Here is a 19,247-nt window from a genome sequence, read left to right on the forward strand (position 1 = left end):
ACCCGTACGTCCCCGGAAGGTGATCCGCCATGTCCCAGGCCCTGTCCGCCGGTCCCGCCCGCGTCTCCCGCCCCCACACGGCGGTGCGCCGCCTCCTCGCCCTCGACGCCGCCGTCACCGGGGCCAACGGCCTCGCCTACGCCGTCGCCTCCCGCCCCCTCGGCGAACTCCTCGGAATCGACGCGGGCCCGCTGCTCGGACTCGGCCTGTTCCTCGTCGTGTTCGCGGCCGGGGTCGCCCGGCTCGCGAGCCGCCCGCAGCCCCCGGCCGCCGCCGTGAAGCTCGTCGTCGACGCCAATCTGCTGTGGGCCGTCCTGAGCGTCGTCGCCCTGGTGGCCTGGCTGGAGCCGACCACCGCCGGTCTGGTGTGGACACCGCTCCAGGCGGCCACCGTCGCTGGGTTCGCCGTGCTCCAGTGGACCGCGCTGCGGGCCGTCAGCCGTTAGCGGGCGACCCGTCGGCCTCCGCGAGCGACCGCAGGTGCGCGGCCGTCTCCGGGTCGGCCGGGATCAGCGTCTCGATGGCCAGCTCGGCGACCGTCACGTCCATTGGGGTGTTGAACGTCGAGATCGACGACACGAACGACAGCACCCGCCCCTCGTGCTCGATCCGCATCGGCAGCGCGAAGTACGGATACGGATCGGCCTCCTCCGGCTCGTCGACCGCTCCGGCGGGCAGCGGATACGCCGCCACCTCCTCGTACAGCTCCCGCAGCGACTCCGAGCGGACCAGGGCGATCTGACGCTCCATCTGCGACAGCAGATGGCCCCGCCACTCCCGCAGGTTCCGGATCCGGGGCGCCAGGCCCTCCGGGTGCAGGGCGATCCGCATCGTGTTCAGCGGCGGGGTCAGCAGGTGCTCGGGCAGCCCGTCGAGCAGCAGCAGGACGCCCCGGTTGGCCGCCACCACCGTGTACGAGCCGTCCACCACGAGCGCCGGATACGGCTCGTACCCCCGCAGCAGCCGCTCGACGCCCTCCCGGAGCGCCTCCAGGCGCGGGGCGTCGAGCGGCGACTCCGCGTAGCGGGGCGCGTAACCGGCGGCGAGCAGCAGCGCGTTCCGCTCCCGCACCGGCACCTCCAGGTGCTCGGCGAGCCGCAGGACCATCTCCTCGCTCGGCCGCGAACGACCCGTCTCCACGAACGAGACGTGCCGCGCAGAAGAGCCCGCGCGCAGCGCCAGCTCCAGTTGGCTGAGCCGGCGCCGCTCCCGCCATCCGCGCAGCAGCGGCCCCACTCCCGTGTCGCTCACGACAGTCGTCATGGCCAGACGGTATCCCAGAGGGGGAGCCCGGGTACCTTTCCCGGGAACCCCCGCGCACCCCCACCGTCCGCCCGTCCGTCCGTCCGCCACCCCATCGGAGGGAGCACCGCCGTGCCCGCAGAACCGCTGTCCCAGAAGGAGATCGAGGACCGCCTGAGGGAACTCCCCGGCTGGTCCGTCGAGGACGACCGCCTCACCCGCGCCTACCGGCTCGGCGACCACTTCGCGGCGACCGCCCTCGTCGTCCACGTGGCCCAGATCCAGCAGGAGCTGGACCACCACTCCGACCTGACCCTCGGATACGACTCCGTCGCCCTCTCCGTGCACACCCACTCCGCGGGCGGCGCCCTCACCGGGAAGGACTTCGAACTCGCCGAGCGCGTCGAGCGGATCGCCCCCGGTCACGGCGCCCGCTGACCCGCCGCCCGCCCGGCGGGGTCCGTAGGATCGCCGCCATGGCGGAGACCGTGCTCGACTACGAGGCCGAGGCAGCGCACTACGACCGCACCCGGGGCGGCACGCCCCGGGCGGAGGCGGCGGCCGGGGCCGTCCTGCGGCTCGTGCCGCCCGGCGCCCGCACCCTGCTCGACCTGGCCTGCGGCACCGGCCTCGTCACCGAGCGGCTCGTCCGCCCGGGTCTGCGCGTGTACGGGGCCGACGCCGCGCACGCCATGCTGCGGGTCGCCGCCGGGCGGGTGCCGGGCCGGACCGTGCGCGCCGACGCCCGGCGCCTGCCGCTGCCCGACGCCTCCCTCGACGCGGTCTGCGCGGTCTGGCTGCTCCACCTCGTCCCCTTCGCGGCGGACGTCGTCGCCGAGGCCGCCCGCGTGCTGCGGCCCGGCGGGGTCCTGATCGCCACCGTCGACAAGGACGCGGCCCACGACGTCGGCAGCGACGTCGACGCGGTCCTGCGCCCCCACCGCGCGGCCGGGGCGGCCTCCGACCGCGCCGACCTGATCGCCCGGTACGCCGCCGCCCACGGCCTCGACCCCGCCCCCGGCACCCGCTTCACCGGCCACGGCCAGGGCAGGACCCCGCGCGACACCGCACGGAAGCTGCGGGCGGGGTACTTCGCCTCCTGGTTCCGCGGCGACCCGGCCGCCGTCGACGCGCTCGCCGAAGCCCTGGCCGCCCTGCCGGACCAGGACCGCCGCCGCCCCGACCCCCGCTACCGGCTGGCCTCCTTCACCAAACGGGACTGAGCGCCGCCCCCGTCCCCGTCCCCATCTCCGTTCCCGCCCCACGTCTCCGTCGCGAACGCGGCGAAGGAGCGCGGCTCGCGGCCCAGGACCCGCTTCACCCCGTCCGTGGCCGAGGAGTTGTGGCCGTCGAGGAGCGTCGTGAAGAGGGCCGAGAGCCAGGCCGCCTCGTCCGCCGGGAGCCCGAAGCCGGTGAGCAGCTCCGCGTACGCGGCCTCCGGCACCGGCCGGTAGACCACCGGGCGGCCCGAGGCGCGCGCGATCTCCGCCGCCACCTCCGCGAAGCCCAGCGGACGCGGCCCGGTCACCTCGTGCACCGCGCCGGTGTGACCGTCCGCCGTCAGGGTCTCCACGATGACGTCCGCCAGGTCGTCCGCGTCGACGAACGGCTCGGCCGTGTCCCCGGCGGGGAAGACGAGCTCGCCCTCCGCGACCCCTTCGGCGAGTATCCCCTCGGAGAAGTTCTGCGCGAAGAACGAGGCCCGTACGACGGCCAGTTCGGCCCCGTCCCCGGCCCCGGCGGCCGCCGTGCGGAGGGCGTCCTCCGCCGCCACGGCCGTGGGCTCCCCGCGCCCCGACAGGAGCGTGATCCGCCGCACCCCGTGCTCCGCGGCCAACCGGCCGAAGGCCTCCATCGCCTCCACCGCGCCGGGAGCGGCCAGGTCCGGGTAGTAGGCCACGTACGCGGCGTCCGCGCCCCGCAGCGCCGGGGACCAGGTCGCCGGGTCCTCCCAGTCGAAGCGGGTCGTGCCGGTACGGGACCCGGCGCGGACCACCGCCCCGCGCGCCGCGAGCCGTTCGGCCACGCGCCGCCCGGTCTTGCCGGAGGCGCTCGTCACCAGGACCGTCTGTGTGTTCCGCGTGTGCGTCGTCATGCCCCAAGACTCCCGCCCGCGGCCCCACGGGCCCATGTCGCGCCGTCTCACGTCCCTACGCGTGCGTCTCACGCGCTCGCCCAGGGCCTGTCCGGCGGATCGGGGTCGGGGCCGTGCCGGGCGCCGCGGCCCCGGCCATGATCCGCCGGACAGGTCCTAGGCTTGCGGACCATGGACCCACTCGCCGGACTCCTCGACGGGCCCCGCGCCAAGGGCGCCTTCCTGCTCCGCATGGTCATGGAGCCGCCGTGGTCCGTCCGCGTCGAGGACGGCGCCCCGCTCTGCCTGATGTGCGTCACCGGCGGCGAGACCTGGATCGCCCCCGGGACCGGCGCGCCCGTCCTGCTGCGGCCCGGGGACATCGCCGTCGTCCGGGGCCCGGAGCCGTACACCGTCGCGGACGCCCCCGGCACCCCGCCCCGCGCCCTGATCGGCCCCGAGGGCGACTGCACCACCCTCACCGGCGAGCCCCTCGACCGGAGCATGAGGCTCGGCGTCCGCACCTGGGGGAACGCCCCCGACGGCGGCACCACCGTCCTCGTCGGCACCTACCGGCTGGACGGCGAGGTCGGCCGCCGGCTCCTCGACGCCCTGCCCGGCTTCCTCCACCTGCCCGCCGACGCGTGGCACTGCCCCCTCATGCCCTTCCTCGACGAGGAGATCTCCCGCGACGAGCCCGGCCAGAGCGCCGTCCTGGACCGGGTCCTCGACCTGCTGCTCATCTCCGCCGTCCGCGCCTGGTTCTCCCGCCCCGGCGCCGAACCCCCGGCCTGGTACCGGGCGATGGGCGACCCGGTGGTCGGCCCGGCGCTCCGGCTGCTCCAGGACGACCCCGCCCACCCCTGGACGGTCGCCTCGCTCGCCGCGAGGACGGGCGCGTCCCGGGCCGCGCTCGCCCGCCGGTTCACCGCCCTCGTCGGGGAGCCCCCGATGGCGTACCTCACCGGCTGGCGGCTCGCGCTCGCCGCCGACCTGCTGCGCGGGACGGACGCCACGGTCGAGTCCGTGGCCCGACAGGTCGGCTACAGCGGCGCGTTCGCCCTGAGCGCCGCCTTCAAGCGGGTACGGGGCCTCAGCCCGCAGGAGCACCGCGCCGGGGTGTGAAGCGGCGCGCACCGGCCGCGCGCCCTTTGCCGTACCGGCGTACCGGCAACATTTCTCGCACTTCCGGGCGCCCCCGCAGCACCTTGGAGCCATGAGCCGGCATCACGCATCCCACCAGGGCCACGGCCACCGGCACGGTCACGGCCACCACCAGGACAGCACCCACCTCGACTGGAACCTGCTCGCCTCGCTCCTGGAACTCCAGGCGGAGATCGCGAGCCCCGCCGCCTGGCTCGGCACCCTCGCCCCCGCGCAGGGCGTCCGCCGGGTCCTCGACGTCGGCAGCGGACCGGGCGTCGTCACCGCCGTGCTCGCGGAGGCCTTCCCGGCCGCCGAGACCGTCGCCGTCGACGGCACCCCCGAACTCCCCGAGGGCATCGGCTCCCTGGGCGGGGCCGACGTCGTCCGGGCGGGCGACTCCCCGCACCACCTCGGCGACCAGGGCGCCGCCCTGAGGCAGTTCGCGGACGTCCTCCACCCGGGCGGCCTGCCCACCCGGCACCTGCCCCGGCACACCGGGTCGGCCGGCCCGGTCTTGAGGCCCGGCTCGACGCCGCCAACGCCGACTGGTTCGGCGAGATGCGCGCCGAACTCCCCGGCTCCAAGGACGAACCCGACGACTGGCGGGCGCTCCTCGCCGCCGCCGGCCTCACCCCGTCCGGCACCCGCGCCTTCCTCACCGACCTCCCCGCGCCCGTCTCCCCGGTCGTGCGGGAGCCGGCCGTCGCCCCCTACGAGCGCCTCCGGGACGGCTTCGGCGCCCGCCTCGACCCGGACGACAAGGCGACGCTCGACCGGCTCCTCGACCCGGCCGACGCGCTGTCCCCACACCACCGCACGGCCCGCACCGTCCACACCGCCCGCAAGGGCTGACGGACCGCGTCACCGGGCTCAGGACACCGGCTCCAGCCGCCACCACTGGAACGGGGAGTCGGTGTCCTCCCACTGCCGGACGTCCCCGCCGTCCTCCCGCGAGCCGTCCGCGACCTCCAGGAACAGCCCGCTGACGAAGCTCACCAGGGTCACGGTGCCGGGCGACTGGAGGTCCTGCTCGATGATCCACTCCTGGGCGCCGAAGTTGTTCGCCCGCCACTGCTGGATGCGCGCGCCGTTCTCCGTGGACGCGTTCGCGACGTCGAGCCGCTTCCCGCTGGCCGCGTTGACCAGGTGGTAGAGCCCGCCGCCGTTCGGCACCGCCGTGATGTGCCAGTGCTGCCCGGGCGTTCCGTTCCCCGTGCCCTGCTGCACCCTCGCGCCCGCGCGCGAAGACCCCTCGTACACCTCAAGGAACAGCCCGCTGGCCACGTTCCGCACCCGGTAGAGGCCCTCCTCCACGAGCTCCGGCCCACCGCTCACCGCACCGACTCCTCACTCCTCGCCGACCGATCGGGGCACCCGGCGCCCCGGCCCCCAGGGGGCCCCACCGACCCTACGTCCGGGCTCTGACAGAACCCGTCGCCCCCGCTTCCCACGGGGGGTCGGGCAGCGCCAGGCAGAGGGCCTCCAGGGCCGCCGCGAAGGCGTGTTCCGGCGGTGTGCCGTAGCCGATCACCAGGCCGTCGCGCGGTGGCATCGCGCTGTCGGGGTGCCGGTAGGAGCGCAGCCCCTCCAGGGCGAGCCCCTGCCGCCGGGCCGCGCGCAGCGCCGCCTCCTCGGTGCCCTCCGGGAGTTCGAGCACGGCGTGCAGCCCGGCCGCGATCCCGCTGACCCCGATGTGCGGGGCGCGCGCGGCGAGGGTCCGCACCAGCAGGTCGCGGCGGCCCCGGTAGCGCCGCCGCATGTGCCGCAGGTGCCGGTCGTAGGAGCCGTGCGCGACGAAGTCGGCCAGGGTCAGCTGGTCGACGACCCCCGCCCACATCTCCCGCGCCCCCTTGGCGGCGACGACGTCGTCGACGAGCCACCCCGGCAGCACCATCCAGCCCGTCCGCAGGGCCGGCGACAGGCTCTTGCTCACCGAGCCGATGTAGACGACCCGGTCGGGATCGAGCCCCTGCACGGCACCGACCGGCTGCCGGTCGTAGCGGAACTCGCCGTCGTAGTCGTCCTCCACCACGAGGCCGCCCGAGGCGCGGGCCCAGTCGACGACGGCCGCCCGGCGCTCCGGGTGCAGGGGCCCGCCGGTGGGGAACTGGTGCGCGGGAGTGAGCAGGACGGCCTCCGCGCCGGTGCCGGACAGTTCGCCGACGCGCGCCCCGTGGGAGTCGACCGCCAGCGGCACGGTGGACCTGCCGGTCTCCTCCAGGACGCCCCGGTGGAACGCGAGGCCGTACGACTCGACCGCGACCGGCCCCTCCAGGAGGCCGCCGAGCAGCCGCAGCCCGTGGGCGAAACCGGAGCAGACCACGATCCGGTCGGGCTCGGCGCGCACCCCCCTGGCCCGCGCCAGGTACTCCGCCAGCGCCTCCCGCAGCTCCGGCCTGCCCCGCGGATCGGCCACGCCGAAGGCGTCGTTGGGAGCGGCCGCCACGGCCCGGCGTGCGGAGGCGAGCCAGGCGGTACGGGGGAAGGCGGCCGCGTCGGGGGAGCTGGGCATCAGGTCGTGCAGGACCCGGCGCACGGTCCTGCGGCGCGGTCCGTGCGCCCGGGCGGGCCGGGCGGCGGCGCGCGGGGCGACCTGGGTGCCGGAGCCCCGGCGGGCGGTGAGCCAGCCCTCCTCGACCAGTTCGGCGTAGGCGGCGGCGACGGTGTTGCGGGCGATGCCCAGGTCCTGGGCGAGACCCCGGTAGGGCGGCAGCCGGGTGCCGGGGGCGAGCCGGCCGGAACGGACCGCCTCCCGCAGGGCGTTCATCAGCCGGCTCCGCAGGCTCCCCCCGCCCGACAGCTCCAGATGGAGATCGGTCCCGGCGACCGGACCCCGGGGAACGCCCGCGCCGGTGCCGGGATCCGCCCGCGTTTCCGCGCCGGGATCCGGTGACGCCTCCGCGCCGGGACCGGGCCGGGAGCCGGAGCCGGAGTCGGAGGGCGCCGGACGATTGGCCCGTGTTTCTGGCATGGAAATGCACCCTACCGTGGGCCGTTTCCGCTCCTAGGGTCATGGCATGACAACGTTTCGGGTTCCCCAGCGCATGGACTTCTCCACCGTCGCCCCCAAGGTCTTCAAGGCCGTCCTCGCCCTCGACGCGGCCGCCCGCGAGGGCCTCGACCCGGTCCTCCTCGAACTGGTGCAGATCCGCACCGCCCAGATCAACCGCTGCGCGTACTGCCTCGACTACCACACCTCCGACGCCCGGAAGGCGGGCGAGAGCGAGGAGCGCATCTACCAGCTCTCCGCCTGGGAGGAGTCGAGCCTCTACACCGAGGAGGAGCGGGCCGCCCTGGCGCTGACCGAGGCCGTCACCCTGCTGCCCGGGGGAGTGTCCGACGAAGTCTACGCCGAGGCCGCCCGGCACTTCGGCGAGAAGGAACTCGCCCAGCTCATCGCCCTGATCCTCACCGCCAACGCGTGGAACCGCATGAACGTCACCACGCGCAAGACCCCCGGCGCCGCGTAGCCGGTCCCGGCACGCCGAGAGGCGCCGGGGTCCGCCGTCGTGGCCCCGGCGCCCCCGGCGCGTTCCGTGCGCTCAGGCGCCGACGCTGAACTCCGCCGGGTCCGGACCGAGGCGCCGGTCCTCGTCGAGGGCGGCGATCCCGGCCAGGTCCTCGTCGTCCAGCTCGAAGCCGAAGACGTCGATGTTCTCGGCGATCCGCGAGGGGGTGACCGACTTCGGGATCACCACGTTCCCCAGCTGGAGGTGCCAGCGCAGCACCACCTGCGCCGGGGTCCGGCCGTGCTTCTGCGCGATCGCGACGATCGCCGGGACCTCCAGGAGCCCCTTGCCCTGGCCGAGCGGCGACCACGCCTCGGTCACGATGCCGTGCCGGGCGTGCGCCTCGCGCGAAGCCTGCTGGGAGAGCTGCGGGTGCAGCTCGATCTGGTTGACGGCGGGCACGACCGACGTCTCGCCGATCAGCCGCTCCAGGTGCTCCGGGAGGAAGTTCGAGACGCCGATCGCCCGGGCGCGCCCGTCCGCGAGGATCTTCTCGAACGCCCGGTAGGTGTCGACGTACGCGTCCTTCGCCGGGACCGGCCAGTGGATCAGGTACAGGTCGACGTGGTCGAGGCCCAGCTTGTCGAGGGAGGCGTCGAAGGCGCGCAGCGTCGTGTCGTAGCCCTGCTCGCTGTTCCACAGCTTGGTGGTGACGAACAGGTCCTCGCGGGCGATCCCGGACCGGGCGACGGCGCGGCCGGTGCCCCGCTCGTTCTCGTAGATCGCGGCGGTGTCGATCGAGCGGTAGCCGGCCTCCAGGGCGGTCGCCACGGCCTTCTCCGCCTCGTCGTCCGGCACCTGCCAGACGCCGAAGCCCAGCTGCGGCATCGGCACGCCGTTGTTCAGGGTGACCTGGGGAACCTTGCTGTCCGTGCTCACGTGAGGGAGATCCTTACGTCGTGTGAGGTCGTACGGGGTACTCCCAGCGTCAACGATCACGGGCCGCTCCGCATTCCGCGAACGGCGCTCCGGTTCGTCCGTCCGCACCCCCGCGCCGACCATCCGGGACCTCCCCGGCTCAGCCGTACAGCGCCGCGACCTCCGTCGCGTACGCCCGCTCGATCGCCCTCCGCTTCAGCTTCAGGGACGGGGTGAGCAGCCCGTGCTCCTCGCTGAAGGGGTGCGCCAGGATCCGGAAGGTCCGGATCGACTCGGCCTGCGAGACCAGCGTGTTCGCCGCGACCACGCCCCGCCGGATCTCCGTCTCCAGGGCCGGGTCCCGCACCAGCTCGGCCGGGGCGAGCGGCGGCCGCCCCTGCATCGCGAGCCAGTGCTCCACCGCCTCCTGGTCGATCGTCACCAGGGCCGCGATGTACGGCCGGTCGTTGCCGACGACGATGCACTGGGCGATCAGCGGGTGCGCCCGCACCCGCTCCTCCAGGGCCCCGGGCGAGACGCTCTTGCCGCCCGACGTCACCAGGATCTCCTTCTTCCGCCCGGTGATCGTCAGATAGCCGTCCTCGTCGAGGCTGCCGATGTCGCCGGTGGCCAGCCAGCCGTCGCTGAGGACGGCGGCGGTCGCCCCGGGGTCGTTGAGGTAGCCGGAGAAGACCTGGCCGCCGTGCAGCCACACCTCCCCGTCCTCCGCGATGTGCACCGTCGTCCCCGGGATCGGCTGCCCGACCGTGCCGTACTTGATCCGCTCGGGCGGGTTCGCCGTGGCGGCCGCCGAGGACTCGGTGAGCCCGTACCCCTCGAAGACCGTGACCCCCGCCCCCGCGAAGAAGAGGCCCAGCCTGCGGTCCATGGCCGAACCGCCCGACATCGCGTGCCGGACCCGCCCGCCCAGGGCCCCGCGGACCTTCCCGTACACCGTCTTCTCGAAGAACTGGTGCTGGACGCGCAGCGCCGCCGACGGCCCGGGCCCGCGCCCGAACGCCTTCTGCTCCAGCGCCTCCGCGTACGCCACCGCCACCTCCACGGCCTTGTCGAAGGGACCGGCCCTCCCCTCGCCCTCCGCCTTGCGGCGCGCCGCCCGGAAGAGCTTCTCGAAGACGTACGGCACGGCCAGCACGAAGCTCGGCCGGAAGGCCTCCAGGTCGGGGAGCAGCTCGGCCGCCGCCATCACGGGCTGGTGCCCCAGCTTCACCCCGCCCCGGACCGCCGCGACCTCCACCATCCGCCCGAAGACGTGCGCCAGCGGCAGGAACAGCAGCGTCGACGCCCGCTCCCCGGTCCGGGAGCGGAACACCGACTCCCAGCGGCCCGTCACCATGTCCGTCTCGAACATCAGGTGCCCGTGGGTGATCACACAGCCCTTGGGGCGGCCGGTCGTCCCCGAGGTGTAGATGACCGTCGCGACCGTCTCCGGGGTCACCGCCCGCCGGTGCCGGTGCACGACCTCTTCGTCGATGCCGGCCCCCGCCGCCGTCACCTCGGCCACCGCGCCCGCGTCCAGCTGCCACAGCCGCCGCAGCAGGGGCAGCCGGTCGATCACCGAGCCGATCGTCATGGCGTGGTCCTCGTGCTCCACCACGCACGCCGTGACCTCGGCGTCGTGCAGCATCCAGAGGACCTGGTCGGCGGAGGAGGTCGGATAGACCGGTACGGGCTGCGCGCCCAGCGTCCACAGGGCGAAGTCGAAGAGCGTCCACTCGTACCGGGTGCGGGCCATGATCGCGACCCGGTCGCCGAACCGCACCCCCTCCGCGACCAGCCCCTTCGCGAGGCCCACGACCTCGTCCCGGAACCGGGCGGCCGTCACATCCCGCCACCGCCCGTCCGGGCCCTTGCGGCCGAAGGCGATCCGGTCCGGGTCGGCCACGGCGTGCGCGAACACGGCGTCCGCCAGACCGCCGATCTGAGGCGCCGCCTCGACGGGCGGCACGGTGAACTCGCGCACTGACCTGCTCCTCGACGGCTCGATGGCTGAAAAAGCCCGTTGGTCGCTCTCCGTACGGCGCGGGCGACGGTACCCCACCCGACTGCCCGGCGGGAGGACCTTCACCAAGCCGGGACATTCACCGTTCCCACAGGTCAGAATGGGTGGGGGAGCCAAGTCGGCGACACGGCGGGGCTCTTGCGTACCGCGCGGTACGTCCGCCGGGCGCGAATCTCCACGGAATCTGTACGGACCGCTCACGACGGCCCCCTCATGGCCGGGCCCGTACGGGACGGCGGCTCCGACGGCGGGGGCGTCGGAGGCCGGGGGGCCGCGCCGTCAGCCGGGGCGCCGGACGCCGGGGCCCGCTCCGTCAGCGCGGGCGGTGCAGCCGGTCGCCGCCCGCCAGGATCGCCTCCGCGAGCGCGTCCGCCGCCTCCTGCGCCTCCCCGCCCCGGCGCCCCCTCCGCAGGACGAAGCCCACCTCGCCGAGGTCCGGGAGCCCCGCCCGGGGCGGCACCGGGACGAGCCCCGGCGGCACCAGGCCCCGGGTGTGCGCCATCACCCCGAGGCCCGCGCGGGCCGCCGCCACGTTCGCGCTCAGGCTGGAACTCGTACAGGCGATCCGCCACGCCCGGCCCTGCGCCTCCAACGCCTCCAGGGCCCGCGCCCGGGTGATCCCCGGCGGCGGGTACAGGATGAGCGGCACCGGCCGGTCCGGCTCGATCCGCAGCCCCGGCGCCCCGATCCAGATCAGGGAGTCCTCCCAGACGAGCCGGCCCCCGCCCTCCGTGCCCCGCCGCTTGGCGAGGATCAAATCGAGCCGGCCGGCCGCGAGCCGGGCCTGGAGCGTCCCCGACAGCTCGACCGTCAGCTCCAGGTCGACCTCGGGGTGCTCGCGCCGGAAGGACTCCAGGATCTCCGGCAGCCGGGTCGTCACGAAGTCCTCCGACGCGCCGAACCGCAGCCGCCCCCGCAGCCGCGTCCCGCCGAAGAACGCCGCCGCCCGCTCGTGTGCCTGGAGGATCGTCCGCGCGAAGCCCAGCATCGCCTCGCCGTCCTCGGTCAGCTCCACGCGGTGCGTGTCCCGGCTGAAGAGCGGCCGCCCGGTCGCCTCCTCCAGGCGCCGCACGTGCTGGCTGACGGTCGACTGCCGCAGCCCGAGCCGGTCCGCGGCCCGCGTGAAGCTCAGCGTCTGGGCCACGGCGAGGAAGGTGCGCAGCTGGGTGGGCTCGTACACGGGACGACGTTATCGCGGTCCGCGATGACAGTCAGAGCGCTGTACGGGATTCCCGATCACCGGGCCGTGGAGCAGGATGGACACCCCCGCACCCGACCCGCCGCAGCGCACAGACCCCCGGCCCGCCGCAGCGCACAGACAGTGGAGCCCATGACCCCCCGCACCACCGGCCGCGCCCTCCGCCTCCTCTCCCGGCTGCCCGTCGACCGGTACGTCCTGGCGCTGCTCGGCACGGTCGTCCTCGCCGCGCTCCTGCCCGCCTCCGGGGCCGCCGCCACCGTCGTGGAGGGGGCGTCGACCGGGGCCGTGGCCCTCCTCTTCTTCCTCTACGGCGCCCGGCTCTCCACCCGCGAGGCGCTCGACGGCCTGCGGCACTGGCGGCTGCACCTCACCGTCCTCGGCTGCACCTTCCTGCTCTTCCCGCTCCTCGGCCTCGCCGCGCGCGGACTCGTCCCCGCCGTGCTCACGCCCCAGCTCTACGGCGGGCTCCTCTTCCTCTGCCTGGTGCCGTCCACCATCCAGTCCTCCATCGCCTTCACCTCGATCGCCCGCGGCAACGTGCCCGCCGCGATCTGCGCCGGCTCGTTCTCCTCGCTCGCCGGCATCGTCCTGACGCCGCTGCTCGCGGCGGTGCTCCTCGGCGGCAGCGGGGGAGGCCTCTCCGCCGACGGGATCCTGAGGATCGTCCTCCAGCTCCTCGTGCCGTTCCTCGCGGGCCAGCTCCTGCGCCGCTGGGTCGGAGGCTTCCTGGTCCGCCACAAGAAGGTCCTCGGGTACGTGGACCGGGGGTCGATCCTGCTCGTCGTCTACACCGCCTTCAGCCAGGGCGTGGTCGCCGGCGTCTGGCACCTGGTGACCCCCGCCCGGCTCGGCCTGCTCCTCGCCGTCGAGGCCGTCCTGCTCGCGGTGATGCTGGCGGTGACCTGGTACGGGGCCGGGCGCCTCGGGTTCGACCGGGCCGACCGGATCGCGATCCAGTTCGCCGGCTCGAAGAAGAGCCTGGCGGCCGGGCTCCCGATGGCCAGCGTCCTCTTCGGCCCCCAGGCCTCCCTCGCCGTGCTCCCGCTGATGCTCTTCCACCAGATGCAGCTGATGGTCTGCGCGGTCATCGCGAAACGCCGCGCGCGCGACGGCGAACCGGCCGCCGCACCGGAAACCCGGGAGAGGCCCGAACCGGCGACCGTACGGGACCGCTGAGGGGGGTCTTGCCAGCCAGACCGGAGACAGGCGGGGTGAGGGAAGACTCCGCCCCTCGAACGACAGCCGCCTCGCCTCCGGGGTCCCGGCCCCCCGGGGCCCCAGAGCCCGGCCCGTACGCCCTCCCCCTGCCCGCGCCTCCGGCCTCCGGTCCCCAGATCCCCGGAACCCGGCCCGTACGCGCCCTCCCTCGCCCCGCCCCGCCCGGCCTCCGGCCCGTACGCCCTCCGCCCGCCTCGCCGGCCCCACCCGCCCCGCCGGGCAAGCCCCCGTAGGCCGGATCACACCCCCGCTCCCCCCTCGGTGATCATCGGGGCCGCTACGGTGCTTCCATGCCCGCACTCGATCCCGGCCGCACCGCGCTCGTCCTCGTCGACCTGATGGAACGCATCGTCGCGCTGCCCCTCGCCCCCCGCCCCGGCACCGACGTCCTCGCCGCCTCCGCCCGGCTCGCCGACGCCTTCCGGGACGCCGGCGCCCCCGTCGTCCACCTCCGCGTCGAGCGCCCGAACACCGACAGCCAGCCGCCCGGCAGCGAACTCGTCCCCGACCTGGTCCGGGACGGCGACCCGGTCGTCGTCAAGCGGACCATCGGCGGCTTCCAGGACACCGGCCTCCACGAGCTGCTCTCCGGCCTCGGCGCCACCACCCTCGTCCTCGGCGGCATCGCCACCAACCTCGGCGTCGAGTCCACCGCCCGCGCCGCCTGCGACCTCGGCTACGGACTCGTCTTCGCCGAGGACGCCATGGCCGCCCTCACCGCCGACGAGCACCGCGCCTCCGTCGCCCTCGACTTCCCCCGCCTCGGGACGGTCGCCCCCGTCTCCGCGATCACCCTGGACGGCCCGGAGTGACCCCGGCGCCGATACGGTACGGGGCCCGCCCCTGCTCCCTCGTCGTCTGCCGGGGCTGCTGCTGCGGCGACGCCCGCAAGAACCCCGGCACCGACCACGACGCCCAGCTCGCCCGGCTCCGCGAGGCCGCCGCGGCCTCCGGCGGCCGACTGCTCGTCCGCACCAGCGACTGCCTCGGGCCCTGCGCCCAGGCCAACATCGTCGTGGTGCAGCCCTCCACCGAGGGCCGGCGGCGCGGCGGACGGGCCGCGTGGGTCGGGTTTGCCCTGGACGACGACTGCCTCGACGAGATCCTCGCCTGGACGGAGGCCGGCGGCCCCGGCATCGCCCCGCCCCCGGCGACCCTGGCCCTGCAACTGGTCGACCCGCCGAAGAACTGACCCCCGCACGTCCCGTACGTCCCGTACGCCCCGTACGGAACCGGTGGGAGGCGGACCCGGGCGGGAGCCGTGCCCCGCCCGGGCCCTTGTCACGGTCGTCCAAGCGTTACGGGGGAATGTTGGTGGTTTACGTCACCGGTTACCCATCAGTCGCTGGCAAGACTGGGTGGTCCTGCCGGACGAACGAACCACCTAGGGGGACCCTGAGCATGACGGGCACTCGCATTGCCGCGCTCGGGCACTACCAGCCCGCCAAGGTGCTGACCAACCACGACCTCGCCGGACTCGTCGACACCGACGACGCGTGGATCACCAGCCGGGTCGGCATCCGCACCCGGCACGTCGCGGGGCCCGACGAGCCCGTGGACGAACTCGCCGCGCACGCCGCCGGCAAGGCCCTGGCCGCCGCCGGCCTCGTCCCCGACGACGTCGACATGGTCCTCGTCGCCACCTCCACCGCGATCGACCGCTCGCCGAACACGGCCGCCCGCGTCGCCGCCCGCCTCGGCATGACCTCGCCCGCCACCCTCGACCTCAACGTGGTCTGCGCCGGCTTCACCCACGCCCTGGCCACCGCCGACCACGCCGTACGGGCCGGCGGGGCCCGCCGCGTCCTGGTGATCGGCGCCGACAAGATGACCGACGTGACCGACTGGACGGACCGCACCACCTGCGTCCTGGTCGGCGACGGCGCGGGCGCCGTGATCGTCGAGGCCGTCGAGGAGCCCGAGGCCGGGACCGCCCCGGGCATCGGCCCGGTCCTGTGGGGCTCGGTCCCGGAGATGGGCCACGCCGTCCGCATCGAGGGCACCCCGCCCCGCTTCGCCCAGGAGGGCCAGAGCGTCTACCGCTGGGCGACCCAGCAGCTCCCCGCCCTCGCCCGCAAGGCCTGCGAGCGCTCCGGCGTCACCCCCGAGGAGCTCGCGGGCGTGGTCCTCCACCAGGCCAACCTGCGCATCATCGAGCCGCTCGCCGCGAAGATCGGCGCCGTCAACGCGGTCGTGGCCCGCGACGTCGTCGACTCCGGCAACACCTCCGCCGCCTCGATCCCGATGGCCCTGGCCAAGCTGGTCGAGCGCGGCGAACTGCCCTCCGGCGCCCCGGTCCTCCTCTTCGGCTTCGGCGGCAACCTCTCGTACGCCGGTCAGGTGATCCGCGTTCCGTGACGGACCCCGCGACGGCCGGGCCGGGGCCCTGAGGGTCCCGTGCCCCGTTCGGCGGAGCCCGGTGGCGGCGGGCCGGGGGCGGACCTAACTTCGAACGCGGTGAGGGTCGTCCCTTCCGACGGCGGAACCGCTTCGCGTCCGGGCCCTCGCGCGATCTGGAGGAACGCCATGCGTGCGATACGTGCCGCCGCTTCCGCCGCCCTGCTCGGCGCCGCCGCCGTGATGACGGCGGGCCCGGCGGCCCTGGCGGACGAGGGCGCGGGCGCCGTCACGTCGTTCGGCTTCTCCGTCACCCCGGCGGCGGTCGCCCCCGGCGGCACCGTCACCCTCACGTCCGAGGGCTGCGAGGTGCCGTCCGTGACGGTCACCTCCGGCGTGTTCGACGCCGTGACCCTGGAAGAGGGCCGTCCGGGCACCGCGACCGTGGACGCCGACGCCAAGGCCGGCGCCGAGTACGAGATCACCTTCGACTGCGAGGGCGAGCGCGGCACCACCACCCTGACCGTCTCCGGAGGCGAGCCCCGGGAACACGACGGCGACGGCGGGGCCGTGGAACACGCCCCCGTCCCCGTCGATCCCCCCGACCTCGCCGAAGCCGACCCCGGCGTCCACACCGGCGCCCAGAAGGGCGTGAAGGCCGGTTACGGGACCGCCGCCTCCGGCGCGGAGGCCGACGGGCTCGGCACGGCCGAGGTGGTGACGGGCGCCCTGCTCATCGTCGGCGCGCTCGGCTCCGCCGTCGTCCTGACCCGCCGCCGCACCGCCGACGGCCGCTCCTGACGGCCGGGACCGACAGGGGACCGAAACGGCCCCTCCGCCCCGGTGTGACGAGGTCCGGGACGGAGGGGCGCCATACGAGACCACACGGCCGCGCGGTCGTCGTGGAGGAGAGCGGACGTGGGGCGAACGGACGGTACGGGCCGGCACGGCGCCTGGGGCGCCGTCGCCGTCGTCCTCCTGGTGGGCGTGCACCTGGTGCGCGGCGGTACGGAGGAACTGCGGGCGGCGGGACCGCCACAGCCCCTCGCCGCGGCCGCCCCCGCCCCCGCCACGGCCCGCGCCGACGCCACCGCCCCCGCCCCCGCGTCCGGCCCCGGCTCGCTGCCCGCCTCGCCCCCGGCCCGCGTCCGCGTCCCGGCCGTCCACGTCGACGCGCCCGTCACGGAGGTCGGGCTCGACGCCGACGGCTGGATCGAGGCCCCGCCGCCGGAGGCCGACCGGCTCGCGGGCTGGTTCACCGGCGCGGTCACCCCCGGCGAGCGGGGCACCGCCGTCGTCGTCGGCCACGTCGACACCCCGGAGGGACCGGCCGTCTTCTACGACCTCGGCGCCGTCGGCCGGGGCAGCCGCGTCGAGGTCCTCCGCCGCGACGGCAGGACCGCCGTCTTCACCGTGTACGGGGTCGAGCTCGTCCCCAAGGAGGGCTTCCCCGCCGAGCGGGTCTACGCCGACTCCGGCCGGCCCGAGCTGCGCCTGATCACCTGCGGCGGCCCGTTCACCGAGAAGGGCGGCTACGAGGGCAACGTGGTCGTCTCGGCCCGCCTGACCGGAGTGCGCTGACCCTCCGGAAGCGGCCCGGGCCGACCTGACGGACTCCCTCCGAAGCATTGGCCTGGACCGCAGACGGTCGCCAAGGTGGCTCCCACGGAGCCGGCGTCGGGGGGCGTCGAGCTCCACCGGCCCGCCCGGAGGCCCGCACCACTCTCCGTGAGGAGAGAAGCACCCGTCGTGCGCGCGTCCGGGCACTTCGGGCCGGACCGGGGCCGACGGACCCGCCGCACCCCACTGACCACGGAAAACGCTGGTGAAAGGCGCCTCGAACCCCTGGTAGAGTTATCTCTGTCGCCGCGGGGGAAACCCCGAAACGACAAAAACACCTAGTCCGGGTGGCGGAATGGCAGACGCGCTAGCTTGAGGTGCTAGTGCCCTTTATCGGGCGTGGGGGTTCAAGTCCCCCCTCGGACACCAGTGAAGACCCCAGTTGACCTGGGGTCTTTCTGTTTCTTCGGCTGTGCCGCGACCAGCAGCTCAACGTCCCCCCTCGGGTCCTTGGGGGGAACGTTGAGCCTCCCGTCTACTCTCCGTCGGTGTAGGGCGCAGTCCCACTCACCCTGTTGTATTCCGATGATGGTCAGCGGACTCGGTGCAGGGAGGTGGGCCGAGACGCGGCGGTCTCAGGACTGCACCTTCGGCACACCCCCCTTGCGTCCGATGGAGAACGCGATCCGGTATACGTCCGGCAGGTCGATCCGGCCGTCCTTGCGCCGCCGCATCACGCCGAGGGCGATCAGCTCGTCGATCAGGCGCAGGTAATCATCCGGGTATCGGGGGCCTGTCCGTACTTCTGCACCACTTCCCGCTGCACTGGCACGGTCCGACTCACGCTGGAGCTGCGCGGTCAGATCGGCCTCGGTCCAACGCCCCAGCAAGAGATTTTGGTCGATGGGTACCTGCTGACCGTTCAACGGAGCGATGGCGGTGTGCACCCACGGCATGTCCTCTCTGATCTCACCGACGCGCGTGCGTGATGCGGACTGCACACCGCGTCGGATTCCCTCATGGTGGATGGCGTACGGGTGTGCCGCGTAGTCGCTACGCGTCTCGTTGACTGCCATCCCCAGGGCGTTGAGGAAGCTACGCGGGCTGACCTGCTCGACCCCATCCATGAGGTGGTTCGGCAACCAGGTGTACGTGATGCCCTTGCGGAAGTTCGCTCCCATGTAGGCGCCTGCCAGCCGGCCGAACATGTCCGCTTGAGTACCTTGATCGCCTAGCAGCGCGGGGGGCAGCAGGTGTCGACCATGCGTGTGCTCGGTCCAGCCTTCCTGCAATGAGCGGAAGCGCTCCGCCCCTTTGCTGTCATGGTTGCCAAGGTAGTGGAAGAAGAGACCGTAGAGGTTAGTGGTGCTCCACTTTAGGCTGGCCGCATTGGCCGTCAGCTTCGAGGCGTCAGGGAAGTGCAGCAGTGCACCGTCGAACATGTCAGGTCGGATAAAAATCTTGCAGCGGATGTTCCTCGTCCCCAGGCGCATCTCCAGAGCGAGCTGCAGGATGCCTGCGACGAGGCGGTCAGCCTGGCCGCGGTCTCGGTGCAGGTGCTCCAACGCGTCGAAGAGGATGAGATGCGTGGCTTTTTCGGCCAGAGCTCGGTGATCGGCTTCGGCGATGGTCAGGTCACGTTCCTCAGGGTGTTCCTTGACCCACTGGATGCGTTCTGGCCACTGCATGGGCCGCTGAATTTCAGGCTGGCCGAGTGCCACAAGGAGCACAGTGTTCCAGAGATCATACGGGGTCACTCCGGCATCCAGCAGGCTGCGCAGCAGATTCGGACTCGGATAGAACTGTGGGGCGATTCTAGTACCGTAACCGGGGTGAACTTTCAGATGCCGGAGTCGTTCGATGCGGTACTCCTCGGCTGCTACCTCGCGCAGCTGATCATCTAGGAGTGTCCTGTACCAGAAGGTCTTGCCTACTCCGCGACCGCCGCGAACGACAGTCGTATCCATATGGAGCGCCAAACGGTGACTGTCCGGTGTGAAGAGGTTCGAGAGTGTTGGTTGCACCGTGTCCGCATCCTGGGCGTCCGGGAGTGCTGCGGTCAGCAAGTCTCGGTACTCC

19 protein-coding genes, 1 tRNA gene and 1 pseudogene are annotated in these 19,247 nt (G+C 74.1%); 13 read left to right on the forward strand and 8 right to left on the reverse strand.

Annotated features, from left to right (window positions below):
• The first annotated feature begins 29 nt into the window (after positions 1 to 29).
• Positions 30 to 446 carry a hypothetical protein gene (locus tag ACIQVI_RS02150; protein WP_403589987.1) on the forward strand — a complete coding sequence of 139 codons (417 nt, stop codon included), beginning with the start codon at positions 30 to 32 and terminating at the stop codon, positions 444 to 446.
• Here the strand turns inward: ACIQVI_RS02150 and ACIQVI_RS02155 are convergent.
• Positions 436 to 1,263, reverse strand: a complete 828-nt coding sequence (locus ACIQVI_RS02155) for a helix-turn-helix transcriptional regulator (protein ID WP_351972489.1) — start codon at positions 1,261 to 1,263, stop codon at positions 436 to 438. The genes ACIQVI_RS02150 and ACIQVI_RS02155 overlap by 11 nt on opposite strands.
• A gap of 111 nt (positions 1,264 to 1,374) precedes the next feature.
• Between ACIQVI_RS02155 and ACIQVI_RS02160 the strand changes: the two genes are divergently transcribed.
• Both ACIQVI_RS02160 and ACIQVI_RS02165 read left to right on the forward strand, forming a co-directional pair.
• Entirely contained in the window at positions 1,375 to 1,680 is a 306-nt protein-coding gene (locus tag ACIQVI_RS02160) for a 4a-hydroxytetrahydrobiopterin dehydratase (RefSeq protein ID WP_053641596.1), read from the forward strand.
• Positions 1,681 to 1,718: 38 nt separating this feature from the next.
• Positions 1,719 to 2,465, forward strand: coding sequence for a class I SAM-dependent methyltransferase (locus ACIQVI_RS02165; protein ID WP_403589989.1), 747 nt, complete (start codon positions 1,719 to 1,721; stop codon positions 2,463 to 2,465).
• On the opposite strand, the gene ACIQVI_RS02170 is transcribed toward ACIQVI_RS02165, so the two are convergent.
• Entirely contained in the window at positions 2,432 to 3,337 is a 906-nt protein-coding gene (locus ACIQVI_RS02170) for an NmrA family transcriptional regulator (protein ID WP_403589991.1), read from the reverse strand. The genes ACIQVI_RS02165 and ACIQVI_RS02170 overlap by 34 nt on opposite strands.
• A gap of 171 nt (positions 3,338 to 3,508) precedes the next feature.
• On the opposite strand from ACIQVI_RS02170, the gene ACIQVI_RS02175 reads away from it, so the two are divergent.
• On the forward strand, positions 3,509 to 4,441 hold the full coding sequence (locus tag ACIQVI_RS02175; RefSeq protein ID WP_351972491.1) for an AraC family transcriptional regulator: 933 nt from the start codon (positions 3,509 to 3,511) through the stop codon (positions 4,439 to 4,441).
• Between the two features lie 91 nt (positions 4,442 to 4,532).
• A pseudogene (locus ACIQVI_RS02180) lies at positions 4,533 to 5,314 on the forward strand (class I SAM-dependent methyltransferase).
• Between the two features lie 18 nt (positions 5,315 to 5,332).
• Here ACIQVI_RS02180 and ACIQVI_RS02185 read toward each other — a convergent pair.
• Positions 5,333 to 5,797: an RICIN domain-containing protein gene (locus ACIQVI_RS02185; RefSeq protein ID WP_403589993.1), complete on the reverse strand. Its 465-nt coding sequence runs from the start codon at positions 5,795 to 5,797 to the stop codon at positions 5,333 to 5,335.
• Between the two features lie 73 nt (positions 5,798 to 5,870).
• Complete coding sequence (locus ACIQVI_RS02190) at positions 5,871 to 7,229, reverse strand: PLP-dependent aminotransferase family protein (protein ID WP_403589995.1); 1,359 nt, start codon at positions 7,227 to 7,229, stop codon at positions 5,871 to 5,873.
• A 250-nt stretch (positions 7,230 to 7,479) separates the two neighbouring features.
• Between ACIQVI_RS02190 and ACIQVI_RS02195 the strand changes: the two genes are divergently transcribed.
• The gene (locus ACIQVI_RS02195) at positions 7,480 to 7,932 is read left to right on the forward strand and encodes a carboxymuconolactone decarboxylase family protein (protein ID WP_351972496.1); all 453 of its coding nucleotides are present in this window, start codon (positions 7,480 to 7,482) and stop codon (positions 7,930 to 7,932) included.
• A 72-nt stretch (positions 7,933 to 8,004) separates the two neighbouring features.
• On the opposite strand, the gene ACIQVI_RS02200 is transcribed toward ACIQVI_RS02195, so the two are convergent.
• From ACIQVI_RS02200 to ACIQVI_RS02210, 3 genes are all read right to left on the reverse strand, one after another.
• Positions 8,005 to 8,799 carry an aldo/keto reductase gene (locus ACIQVI_RS02200; protein WP_351973303.1) on the reverse strand — a complete coding sequence of 265 codons (795 nt, stop codon included), beginning with the start codon at positions 8,797 to 8,799 and terminating at the stop codon, positions 8,005 to 8,007.
• 190 nt (positions 8,800 to 8,989) lie between these two features.
• Positions 8,990 to 10,813: an AMP-dependent synthetase/ligase gene (locus ACIQVI_RS02205; RefSeq protein WP_403589997.1), complete on the reverse strand. Its 1,824-nt coding sequence runs from the start codon at positions 10,811 to 10,813 to the stop codon at positions 8,990 to 8,992.
• Positions 10,814 to 11,165: 352 nt separating this feature from the next.
• The gene (locus ACIQVI_RS02210; RefSeq protein ID WP_351973301.1) at positions 11,166 to 12,032 is read right to left on the reverse strand and encodes a LysR substrate-binding domain-containing protein; all 867 of its coding nucleotides are present in this window, start codon (positions 12,030 to 12,032) and stop codon (positions 11,166 to 11,168) included.
• 150 nt (positions 12,033 to 12,182) lie between these two features.
• Between ACIQVI_RS02210 and ACIQVI_RS02215 the strand changes: the two genes are divergently transcribed.
• The 7 genes from ACIQVI_RS02215 (at position 12,183) to ACIQVI_RS02245 (ending at position 17,597) form a co-directional block, all read left to right on the forward strand.
• Entirely contained in the window at positions 12,183 to 13,229 is a 1,047-nt protein-coding gene (locus ACIQVI_RS02215) for a bile acid:sodium symporter family protein (RefSeq protein WP_403589999.1), read from the forward strand.
• Positions 13,230 to 13,561: 332 nt separating this feature from the next.
• A complete protein-coding gene (locus ACIQVI_RS02220) occupies positions 13,562 to 14,083 on the forward strand; it encodes an isochorismatase family protein (protein WP_403590001.1) in 522 nt (173 codons plus the stop codon).
• Positions 14,080 to 14,463, forward strand: coding sequence for a (2Fe-2S) ferredoxin domain-containing protein (locus ACIQVI_RS02225; RefSeq protein ID WP_121833081.1), 384 nt, complete (start codon positions 14,080 to 14,082; stop codon positions 14,461 to 14,463). Before ACIQVI_RS02220 ends, ACIQVI_RS02225 begins: the two co-directional genes overlap by 4 nt.
• Before the next feature lie 209 nt (positions 14,464 to 14,672).
• Positions 14,673 to 15,629 (forward strand): beta-ketoacyl-ACP synthase III, encoded by a 957-nt coding sequence (locus ACIQVI_RS02230; RefSeq protein WP_351973298.1) that lies wholly within the window; start codon positions 14,673 to 14,675, stop codon positions 15,627 to 15,629.
• A 168-nt stretch (positions 15,630 to 15,797) separates the two neighbouring features.
• On the forward strand, positions 15,798 to 16,409 hold the full coding sequence (locus tag ACIQVI_RS02235; protein WP_403590004.1) for a hypothetical protein: 612 nt from the start codon (positions 15,798 to 15,800) through the stop codon (positions 16,407 to 16,409).
• Positions 16,410 to 16,526: 117 nt separating this feature from the next.
• Entirely contained in the window at positions 16,527 to 17,189 is a 663-nt protein-coding gene (locus tag ACIQVI_RS02240; protein WP_403590006.1) for a class F sortase, read from the forward strand.
• Between the two features lie 320 nt (positions 17,190 to 17,509).
• Positions 17,510 to 17,597, forward strand: a tRNA-Leu gene (locus tag ACIQVI_RS02245).
• 206 nt (positions 17,598 to 17,803) lie between these two features.
• Here ACIQVI_RS02245 and ACIQVI_RS02250 read toward each other — a convergent pair.
• Positions 17,804 to 19,234, reverse strand: a complete 1,431-nt coding sequence (locus ACIQVI_RS02250; protein WP_403590008.1) for a hypothetical protein — start codon at positions 19,232 to 19,234, stop codon at positions 17,804 to 17,806.
• Positions 19,235 to 19,247: the final 13 nt, after the last annotated feature.

Source organism: Streptomyces sp. NPDC098101 (assembly GCF_044760185.1).
Taxonomy (GTDB): Bacteria; Actinomycetota; Actinomycetes; order Streptomycetales; family Streptomycetaceae; genus Streptomyces.

What these genes read in the sequence shown, in the direction of transcription:
- ACIQVI_RS02165 (WP_403589989.1), top strand. Translation starts at nt 1,719, where the DNA reads ATGGCGGAGACCGTGCTCGACTACGAGGCCGAGGCAGCGCACTACGAC.
- ACIQVI_RS02170 (WP_403589991.1), bottom strand. Translation starts at nt 3,337, where the DNA reads ATGACGACGCACACGCGGAACACACAGACGGTCCTGGTGACGAGCGCC.
- ACIQVI_RS02190 (WP_403589995.1), bottom strand. Translation starts at nt 7,229, where the DNA reads ATGAACGCCCTGCGGGAGGCGGTCCGTTCCGGCCGGCTCGCCCCCGGC.
- ACIQVI_RS02150 (WP_403589987.1), top strand. Translation starts at nt 30, where the DNA reads ATGTCCCAGGCCCTGTCCGCCGGTCCCGCCCGCGTCTCCCGCCCCCAC.
- ACIQVI_RS02175 (WP_351972491.1), top strand. Translation starts at nt 3,509, where the DNA reads ATGGACCCACTCGCCGGACTCCTCGACGGGCCCCGCGCCAAGGGCGCC.
- ACIQVI_RS02155 (WP_351972489.1), bottom strand. Translation starts at nt 1,263, where the DNA reads ATGACGACTGTCGTGAGCGACACGGGAGTGGGGCCGCTGCTGCGCGGA.
- ACIQVI_RS02195 (WP_351972496.1), top strand. Translation starts at nt 7,480, where the DNA reads ATGACAACGTTTCGGGTTCCCCAGCGCATGGACTTCTCCACCGTCGCC.
- ACIQVI_RS02215 (WP_403589999.1), top strand. Translation starts at nt 12,183, where the DNA reads ATGACCCCCCGCACCACCGGCCGCGCCCTCCGCCTCCTCTCCCGGCTG.
- ACIQVI_RS02235 (WP_403590004.1), top strand. Translation starts at nt 15,798, where the DNA reads ATGCGTGCGATACGTGCCGCCGCTTCCGCCGCCCTGCTCGGCGCCGCC.
- ACIQVI_RS02220 (WP_403590001.1), top strand. Translation starts at nt 13,562, where the DNA reads ATGCCCGCACTCGATCCCGGCCGCACCGCGCTCGTCCTCGTCGACCTG.
- ACIQVI_RS02200 (WP_351973303.1), bottom strand. Translation starts at nt 8,799, where the DNA reads ATGCCGCAGCTGGGCTTCGGCGTCTGGCAGGTGCCGGACGACGAGGCG.
- ACIQVI_RS02230 (WP_351973298.1), top strand. Translation starts at nt 14,673, where the DNA reads ATGACGGGCACTCGCATTGCCGCGCTCGGGCACTACCAGCCCGCCAAG.